The organism is candidate division KSB1 bacterium (assembly GCA_022566355.1).
In the GTDB taxonomy this organism is placed as follows: Bacteria; Zhuqueibacterota; JdFR-76; order JdFR-76; family DREG01; genus JADFJB01.
In genome coordinates this window covers 1-8,553 of the sequence record JADFJB010000160.1, presented here as the reverse complement: position 1 = coordinate 8,553, position 8,553 = coordinate 1, and the positions used below count along the sequence as shown (strand labels likewise).

7 protein-coding genes are annotated in these 8,553 nt (G+C 41.7%); 4 read left to right on the top strand and 3 right to left on the bottom strand.

The window, feature by feature from the left end; all coding sequences use genetic code 11:
* Window positions 1-232 precede the first annotated feature (232 nt).
* Together IIC38_18960 and IIC38_18955 are read right to left on the bottom strand one after the other, a co-directional pair.
* Entirely contained in the window at window positions 233-451 is a 219-nt protein-coding gene (locus IIC38_18960) for a helix-turn-helix transcriptional regulator (protein MCH8128006.1), read from the bottom strand.
* Between the two features lie 16 nt (window positions 452-467).
* Window positions 468-878, bottom strand: a complete 411-nt coding sequence (locus IIC38_18955; GenBank protein MCH8128005.1) for a hypothetical protein — start codon at window positions 876-878, stop codon at window positions 468-470.
* A 259-nt stretch (window positions 879-1,137) separates the two neighbouring features.
* Between IIC38_18955 and IIC38_18950 the strand changes: the two genes are divergently transcribed.
* The 4 genes from IIC38_18950 to IIC38_18935 all read left to right on the top strand — a co-directional run bounded on the left by IIC38_18950 (window position 1,138) and on the right by IIC38_18935 (window position 6,864).
* The gene (locus IIC38_18950; GenBank protein ID MCH8128004.1) at window positions 1,138-1,857 is read left to right on the top strand and encodes an energy transducer TonB; all 720 of its coding nucleotides are present in this window, start codon (window positions 1,138-1,140) and stop codon (window positions 1,855-1,857) included.
* A 406-nt stretch (window positions 1,858-2,263) separates the two neighbouring features.
* Window positions 2,264-3,676, top strand: coding sequence for a Na+/H+ antiporter NhaC (gene nhaC, locus IIC38_18945; GenBank protein ID MCH8128003.1), 1,413 nt, complete (start codon window positions 2,264-2,266; stop codon window positions 3,674-3,676).
* Window positions 3,677-3,742: 66 nt separating this feature from the next.
* Complete coding sequence (locus IIC38_18940) at window positions 3,743-4,351, top strand: GNAT family N-acetyltransferase (protein MCH8128002.1); 609 nt, start codon at window positions 3,743-3,745, stop codon at window positions 4,349-4,351.
* Window positions 4,352-4,842: 491 nt separating this feature from the next.
* Window positions 4,843-6,864 (top strand): dihydrofolate reductase, encoded by a 2,022-nt coding sequence (locus IIC38_18935; protein ID MCH8128001.1) that lies wholly within the window; start codon window positions 4,843-4,845, stop codon window positions 6,862-6,864.
* 329 nt (window positions 6,865-7,193) lie between these two features.
* Here the strand turns inward: IIC38_18935 and IIC38_18930 are convergent, their stop codons facing one another.
* Entirely contained in the window at window positions 7,194-8,081 is an 888-nt protein-coding gene (locus tag IIC38_18930; protein ID MCH8128000.1) for a diacylglycerol kinase family lipid kinase, read from the bottom strand.
* Window positions 8,082-8,553 lie beyond the last annotated feature (472 nt).

Here is an 8,553-nt window from a genome sequence, read left to right as displayed (position 1 = left end):
TTTCTCCCCGCTTTAATTATTCATCGACACGTTTATAAAAAAAGGGCAGAGTCGCTACAGCTCTGCCCTCAGAAAGAAAGCAATCACCAAAATAAATGGGAGGTTCACTCAGTGATTTTTTTTCTTAATTTTTTTTATTTTTTATCTTGACAATCAGAAATCAAGCTTGTATATTTTCCACGACGCGTTTCAAAGCAATAGTAAATTGCTTTAAGCCGCTGGGTGTAAAAACTTAGCGGCTTTTTTTATCAACAAAAAAGAAGCTTACATCTTGCCGTAATGCTGACATGAGTTTCAGCAATGTTTTAATTGTAGGAGAAGTTAATCCACGTTCAATTTCAGATATTTGTGTATGTGATACGTTGGATTGTTGAGACAACTCTCTTAATGTAAGATCTTTTTCATGCCGGATAGTTTTTAACTTTTTGCCGACATTGATTATGTATTGCATAAGAGGATTACAATCTTTACAAATTATTCGATGATTGATATTCCAAAACCATCGCCGCTATAGTGTGTTTAAGAACCGAGTTCTTTTCAAATTCATAGCTTTGTTTAATAAATTCCATGGCCCACTTGTTCTTTAAACTATAAAGGGTAACTAAAGCCATTTGACGGTATTTAACATCTTTTTCCCTATTGTAGATTTCGATCAGTTCGAAAATGGCTTCATCATCAAGTTTCAGTTTGTCGCCATATATGATGATGAGCTTCATCGCTGATTGCTTGACGCCACTATTTTCCGAAGCTAAATTTGCAGCGAGATTTTTACTGAATGTTACCCACATGGCATCATCATCCTGTGAATAAACAGGATTTGCCCCCATAACTACAAGGCTTAAAGCGAGAATGATAAGGCATGGCATGACGCGTTTCATAGCAGTACCTCCTTCTGTTAGGTTAAAGGATTTAAAAGAACTTTTAATGTAGTTAATACGGTAAAATATTGGCAAGGTTACATAAAAGTTCCTAATGAGGATATTCAAGAGCAAATAGCTAGAACAACAATAAATCTCTCTTCCCTATCCCCACCGCCAGGAGCGGCCCCTGTATTTTTATTTAGTGAATTTTTGAAACATAGGTGTTTTAAAACCGTCAATAATCAAAAACTAACATTACAAAGATTGAGGTAATATTATGAGGTCTTTAAAATCTTTCCCGCAAAAACGGTTATTCACCAGGCATTTTATTTCACCGCTGACGCCGATTACCAGTTCCAATAGAAATTTTACAAAGAAATATCATAAGAGATTACAATTATCCCTTATTATAAGTTTGCTCACACTTGTGATCTTTTTCCAATTATCACCAAAGAAATTATACCTGGGAGCAGAAAATTTTGAAATTGAAAATCTAGAATTTATTGTTGAGGATGTCCCACCAACAGAACAGATAACCAAAGCTCCGCCTCCGCCACGTCCTTCAGTGCCTATACCTGTTGATGACGATGAGATTCCGGAAGACCTTACTATCTCAGAGACGATATTGGATTTTGATGAGATACCACCACCTCCGCCTCCATTAGCTGAACCAGAAGAGGACGGATACAGATTCATTGCATACGATAGTCCTCCACAGCCTATTGGAGGTTTTGCCAGCTTACAAAAATATCTCGAGTATCCTAAAATAGCAGTAATGAGCGGAATTGAAGGCCGGGTGATGTTGGGTGTATTAGTTGATACCGAAGGGAAAAGTACAAAAATACAAATCTTAAAGGATTCAGGCACTAATGTTGGCTTTGAAGAAGCAGCCCTAAAAGCGGTACTGAAAATGAAATGGATACCTGCAAAACAACGAGACAAGCCTATAAAAGTTTGGGTTTCAGTTCCTGTTCATTTCAAATTAAGGAATACATAAAACTATATAATTATAGAGTAATTAGATATACTCCTAACTCATCTTAATTGGAGCAAGGTTTCCGTGAATGGCGATGGGGGTTTAATAAGTGCTGTACTGAAACATAATTTGGGAAGTACTGTATCGCTGGACTCTACAATCTGATAGAGAAATCCGGGTTAAAAGATAAAGAACTATAGCTCACCTCCCCCTAAACCCTTCAATACTCCTGGATCCTATCCACCTCATTCAACTCACTGCAACAATTCCCCCAACGATAGTTTGGTAAACCGTATTGGGGATGATTGCATTTAATTTTAATCCGGCTTTGCCCGACCCTTTTTCCCTTGATCTTCTTTCTCCAGTTCTATATCGTAGTCTTAGTTTCTAATTCAACAAGGATAACCAACAAGGAGATTTTAATCCCATGGGTTCCAATCACAAGAAAACGCCCACATTCCTGCAATCTCTTACGCCGCTAATAGCCATTGCCATCTTTCTGGGTTTTGGTTACGGAGTATTGCGCTTAAACGCTGAAATCCTTTTAATCGCCGCTGCAACCGTTGCAGGAATCATTGCGCTGCGTCTTGGCTACAATTACAAAGAAATCGAGAAAGGCATTCTTGCAAGTATGATGAAAGGCATGCCGGCCATGCTTATCGTGATTGTTGTCGGCGCTCTCATCGGCTCGTGGATTGCCGCCGGTACCATTCCCATGTTGATTTTTTATGGCCTGAAAATTATTAATCCTAAATTCTTCCTGGTAACAGCCTGTATCGTATCCAGTGTAATTTCGGTTGTGACCGGCACATCTTACGGAACTGTCGGCACCATTGGCGTTGCGTTTATCGGAATTGCGCATGGATTGAATATACCCCTGCCGCAAGCAGCGGGAGCGATTGTAGCCGGCGCCTATTTTGGCGATAAACTCTCACCTTTTTCCGATACCACCAACCTGGCGCCCATTGCCGCGCAGAGCAATCTCTTTGATCATATCCGCCATTTGCTCTGGACCACCACACCGGCATGGCTGCTGGGATTAACCGTCTATTTCTTCATAGGCCTGTTTTCTTCTACAACGGGTGAAGCCTCTCTTACACAAACCGAAACCATGATGAACGTGATCCAATCGAACTTTGAATTTCATTGGCTGCTGGTATTGCCGGCTCTCATAACGTTGTATTTAGCCATAAGGAAAAAACCAGTTATTCCCGGCATGCTGTTTTCCGCTTTAGTTGCTGTATTACTGGCTATTTTCATACAACATGTGGATTTGCAAACTGCCGTTAAATCCATGGTAACGGGTTACGAGGCGCAAACAAGTAACGCATTAGTGGATAAACTACTTACTCGCGGAGGAATGGTTAGTATGATGCATGTCACTCTAATCGCTTTTTGCGCATTTGCATTTGGCGGAATTATACAAACCACCGGTATGCTGGATGTCTTGTTAGAAAGATTGTTGAAAATAGCCAATACCACCGGCAAGCTCATCGCTTCTACTGTGGCAGCCGGAATTACAACCGCAATGATGACCGGCAGTTCATTCCTTTCCATCCTGATCCCGGGAGAATTATTTGCGCCGGCTTACAAAAAAAACAACCTGGCGGCTAAAAATCTGTCCCGCACCACCGAAGATAGCGGAACCGTGGTTGTGCCGCTTATTCCCTGGAGCATCGCTGGTGTTTTTATGGCAGGCACTTTGGGTGTGGATACGTTAGCCTATGCCAAATGGGCAGTAATGTGTTATACAGGATTTATTTTCGCCGTTATTTATGGATTTACAGGGTTTGCAATAGCGCCTAAAATCAGGGAAGATGAAACGACACCGGGAAGTTAAGGGATGGGGAATATGATCCAAAAATCGTTATCTAAAACCAGGTGAGAAGCCAATCTAACGACAAAAATGAAGATAAAAAGATTAACCTATAATGAAAAAAATCAGGCAGTTGAGGTATTAGCTTCGGCATTTCAACAGTATCCGGTAATGCGATATATTCTGAAAGATTCAAACACAAATTACCAGGGACATCTCGAAGCGCTGGTTGGCTTTTTCTGTGAGACCCGGTTAACCCGGGATTACCCTTTATTGGGCGTATATTCCGGACAAGAATTAGTCGCTGTTGCCGGTATCAATGAACCCATTTTCAAACCCTGGCCGGAAGCTTTACACGATGTATATAACCGATTAGGGCAAGTGATTGGTAAAGATGCCATTCAACGGTTGGAGGCATACGAAAAGCAAGCCGGCAAGTATGAACCGGAAATCACGCATTATTACCTGGGAATCATTGGTGTTTTACCCGGTCACCAGGGCAAAGGATATGCAAAGTTCTTAATCGAGAATCTCATTGAAGTCTCTGAGTCAGATCCAAATTCGAATGGGATTAGTTTGAGTACTGAAAAAAAAGAGAATATTCCCATTTATGAGCATTTTGGTTTTAATGTCACGGGAGAAGCAGATATAGAAGAATTGCACACCTGGTGTATGTTTCGGTCAGATAAAAACATATGAAAAAAGATCGCAGTCTCATGCCGGTACAAATAGACCCCCGATAGAAACACTCGGGGGTGACATTTTTGGGGTTCTCGGACAGCCTGATCAAGAGGAGGAGTTTCCCCTCCTAGTTTAATGATGAGTCCAGGGGAGATTGTTTTATGATGAGCCTAATTTTTAATGTGATCCCGCCTTGGCGGGAGAAGAATCTTACTGGTACTCCCCTTAATAACCTGATTATCCGAGAGTTACAACGAGTTTCAAGCAAGATCCTTCATTCCGCTTCGCTCCGTTCAGGATGACAATTGCAGGCTTTTGCCTATTCTGCAACAGCCTCCTTGGCGGGATAATTTGGCTTTAGGCTCTATCAACTATTTTAAAAACCTTTTCCCCCTACCCTATTTTCACTTGATCTTCTTTTTTCTGTACTCTATTCTTGTTTTGTATGTTTTATCCAAAAATCCAGCATTTATAAAATACGTTTTTCTCAAAAGATAAAGGAGAATTCAATGAAGAAATTCATCCTCATTTCTATCCTGTTTTTGGGTATGTTAGGCTGCGAAAGCGGGCAAGAATTCAAAGTAATCACCGAGCAGTTCGCCGATCTTCGTATTCTTCGTTACCAGGTTCCGGGCTTCGATGAGCTGACGGCCAAGCAAAAAGAACTGGCTTATTATCTCTACCAGGCAGGTCTTTCCGGCAGGGATATCTGTTGGGATCAAAATTACAAATACAATCTCACGGTACGGCGAACCCTGGAAGAAATTGTTAAGCATTACAGTGGCGATCGCAAGTCAGACGATTTCAACAATTTCATGGTCTACACCAAACGCGTCTGGTTTTCCAGCGGCATTCATCACCACTATTCCACCGCGAAAATAATGCCTGACTTTTCATCGGAATATTTTGCGGAGCTTGTTAGCAACACAGATGGCGTATTCCCCGTTAGCGACGGGGAGAGTGTCGAGCAGTTAGTGGCGCGATTGACACCGATCATCTTCGATCCAACTGTAGCTGCCAAAGCAGTGAACCTGGCCAAGGGTGTCGATCATGTGGCAGAATCGGCCAACAATTATTATGAAGGCGTGACCGCGGATGAAGTGGCGGCTTTTTATGACGGCAAACGCGATCCCAACGATCCCGAACCGATTTCGTACGGCCTAAACTCCAAACTGGTTAAGGAAGATGGCCACCTTGTGGAAAAAGTATGGAAAGTCGGCGGCATGTACGGTCCGGCGCTGGAAAAAATTATCTATTGGCTAAATAAAGCCGTTGACGTTGCTGAAAATGACAAGCAACAAAGAGCCCTTGCGTTGTTAGCCGAATATTTCCAAACCGGAAATCTGAAAACATTCGACAAGTACAGTATCGCCTGGGTTGAAGATACCGAATCCACCTTCGATTTGATACTCGGCTTTATCGAGGTATATGGCGACGCCATCGGTTATCGAGGTGCTTTCGAATCGGTTTTGGAATTGAAGGATAAGGAGGCAACAAAACGCATCGATGCCATTGGCGCCGAAGCCCAGTGGTTTGAAGACAATTCCACAATAATGGATGAACATAAAAAAGAGGATGTAACCGGCATCCTCGCCAATGTGGTTACCGTAATAGGAGAAGTTGGCGCTACATCGCCCTCTTCACCTATCGGGATCAATTTACCGAACGCCAATTGGATCCGTGCCAAACATGGCTCAAAATCTGTAACCCTGGGTAATATCGTGGATACTTACAATGCAGCTTCGGCAGGAGATGGCTTTTTGGAAGAATTCGCTTATTCCGAAGAAGAGGTTGATTTGGCTAAAAAATGGGGAGTACTTTCGGGTAATCTTCATACGGATATGCATGAAGTCATAGGCCATGCTTCCGGCAAATTGAACCCCGGCGTGGGAACGACCAAAGAAACTTTGAAGAGTTATGCATCCGCTCTCGAAGAAGGCCGCGCAGACCTGGTTGCACTTTATTTTATTATGGACCAAAAATTAGTCGATATTGGCGTCATACCCACATTGGATGTTGGCAAAGATGAATACAATGGTTACATCACTAATGGTTTAATGACGCAACTGCGGCGTTTGGAATTGGGTGATGATGTCGAAGAATCCCACATGCGTAACCGCCAGATGGTCGCAAAATGGGCCTATGAGAAAGGCAAGGCCGATAACGTCATCGAGCGTAAAAAGAAAGACGGCAAAACCTATTTCGTTATCAATGATTATGAAAAATTACGGGACCTGTTCGGGCAATTACTGCGTGAAATTCAGCGAATTAAATCCGAAGGTGATTATGAATCGGGAGCCGCATTGATTGAAACTTATGGCGTCAAAGTCGATCAGGAATTGCATAAAGAAGTCCTGGAACGCTTTGGCAAGCTCAACATCGCACCTTATAGTGGTTTTATCAATGCACGACTTGTCCCGGTTGAGCGTGATGGAAAAATTGTCGATGTGAAGATTGAATACCCTGATGATTTCACGGCGCAAATGCTGGAGTATGCCGAGAATTATTCTTTTCTTCCCAATGAGAATTAATTCTTAAACTTGATTTGACATCAATTCAAAATGCCCGGCTTGTTCATTCGGCCGGGCATTTTGTTTTAGGAACCATTCAAGCTGATGGTATCATATAATTTGGGTTGATTAGAAAATCACAAATCTCAAATCACAGAAAACAAATTAACAAATAAATCTCAAATTCAAATGATCAATGAACAAATAAAGTAATTGGGAATAAGTGGTTGGGTGCCGGATTCTGGAGTTCAACTTCTCGATAATTATAAGTGAGAGTCATTATTTATGTTTTTTTCTCTTTATTACTCTGTGCCTTCTGTGTCTTCGTGGTTTTCTCTGTCTCACGTTTCTCAAACCAATACTTCAATCGCTGCCGGAAGCATTTTTACATGGATCGGCGTGCTGCCGAGAATTTCTCCATCGATGTTCAATGGATGATCTTCCATCGGAATAATTGAAAATTCTTTAGCCTGGTGATATTCCACCACCGGATCTCCAACATGATCACCCTTGAAAATTTTTGCAAACAAAGACAATAACTTTAATCTCCCGGCTTTGCGAACGATCAATAAGTCGATTAAACCATCGTCAATCCGCGCTAAGGGTGCCATCTTCATGCCATTTCCGGTGTGAATTGTATTCATTCCCAAAATAAAGCCATAATCCCCCGCTATAGTCCGTCCGTCAATAGTGATTTTTGCCAGACGCCTGGTATTCTTAAACACTTCCAGAATCGATGCCACGTTGTATCGCTGTCCTCCCAGCCATCGCATTTTATCAGCCAGCAAGTTTATATCTGTCGGTAATCCCCAACCGACGATATTAAAGCTATAAATGGTCTCGCCGTTAGCATCCACTTTAGCGATATCCAATTTGCGCAATCGCCCTGTTAGAATTCTCTTTGCTGCAAGAATTGGATCGAGGCAATCCATATCATGCATGAATGAATTGCCTGTACCGCCGGTTATCAGGCCAATGGGTAATTTCCTGCTATCATTCCTGGTTAGCATGCCATTCACAACTTCATGCATCGTTCCATCTCCACCGATAGCGCAGAATCCGTCATATCCATCGTATTCAAATGTATTGGCCATGATCCGGCAATGCCCGGCATACCGGGTTTCTTTAATATCGATTTCAGCTCCGGATTCTTCGAAAATAGGCTTTACTTTTTCCAAAACAGCAAGACCTTTTTTGCCGCCGCCATGTGGATTTACAACCAGGTAATATTTACTCATTATTGTTCATCAAGCTTTGATTTATTTCTGTTTCCGGATAAATACATATGATGGTAACTTACAATGATTATTTGTTTTTACCAAATCAATTATTTCGAAAAATATCTTCTCAAATTTTGATTTTGAATACAAGAGTGCTATTGACCGAAACAAATTTAATCATATATTGCATTACTTTATTTATCCTGAATAATTCATGAAATCATGCTTTTAAGCTTAAACCGCCAACTTTGGCATCCCGACGTTCAGGCTGTCGCAGAATAGGCAAAAAGCCTGGAATTGTCATCCTGAACGGAGCGAAGCGGAGTGAAGGATCTTGTTTGAAACTCGTTGTAACTCTAGTATAATCAAGTTATTAAGGGCTGTACCAACAAGATTCTTCGCTGGCGCTCAGAATGACATTTTAATGATATTGCGCATTCTGCGACAGCCTGCGTTTCGGGATCTTGTTAGATTTGATTGAAAAGGATTA

What these genes read in the sequence shown, in the direction of transcription:
- IIC38_18960 (MCH8128006.1), bottom strand. Translation starts at nt 451, where the DNA reads ATGCAATACATAATCAATGTCGGCAAAAAGTTAAAAACTATCCGGCAT.
- nhaC (MCH8128003.1), top strand. Translation starts at nt 2,264, where the DNA reads ATGGGTTCCAATCACAAGAAAACGCCCACATTCCTGCAATCTCTTACG.
- IIC38_18940 (MCH8128002.1), top strand. Translation starts at nt 3,743, where the DNA reads ATGAAGATAAAAAGATTAACCTATAATGAAAAAAATCAGGCAGTTGAG.
- IIC38_18950 (MCH8128004.1), top strand. Translation starts at nt 1,138, where the DNA reads ATGAGGTCTTTAAAATCTTTCCCGCAAAAACGGTTATTCACCAGGCAT.
- IIC38_18930 (MCH8128000.1), bottom strand. Translation starts at nt 8,081, where the DNA reads ATGAGTAAATATTACCTGGTTGTAAATCCACATGGCGGCGGCAAAAAA.
- IIC38_18955 (MCH8128005.1), bottom strand. Translation starts at nt 878, where the DNA reads ATGAAACGCGTCATGCCATGCCTTATCATTCTCGCTTTAAGCCTTGTA.
- IIC38_18935 (MCH8128001.1), top strand. Translation starts at nt 4,843, where the DNA reads ATGAAGAAATTCATCCTCATTTCTATCCTGTTTTTGGGTATGTTAGGC.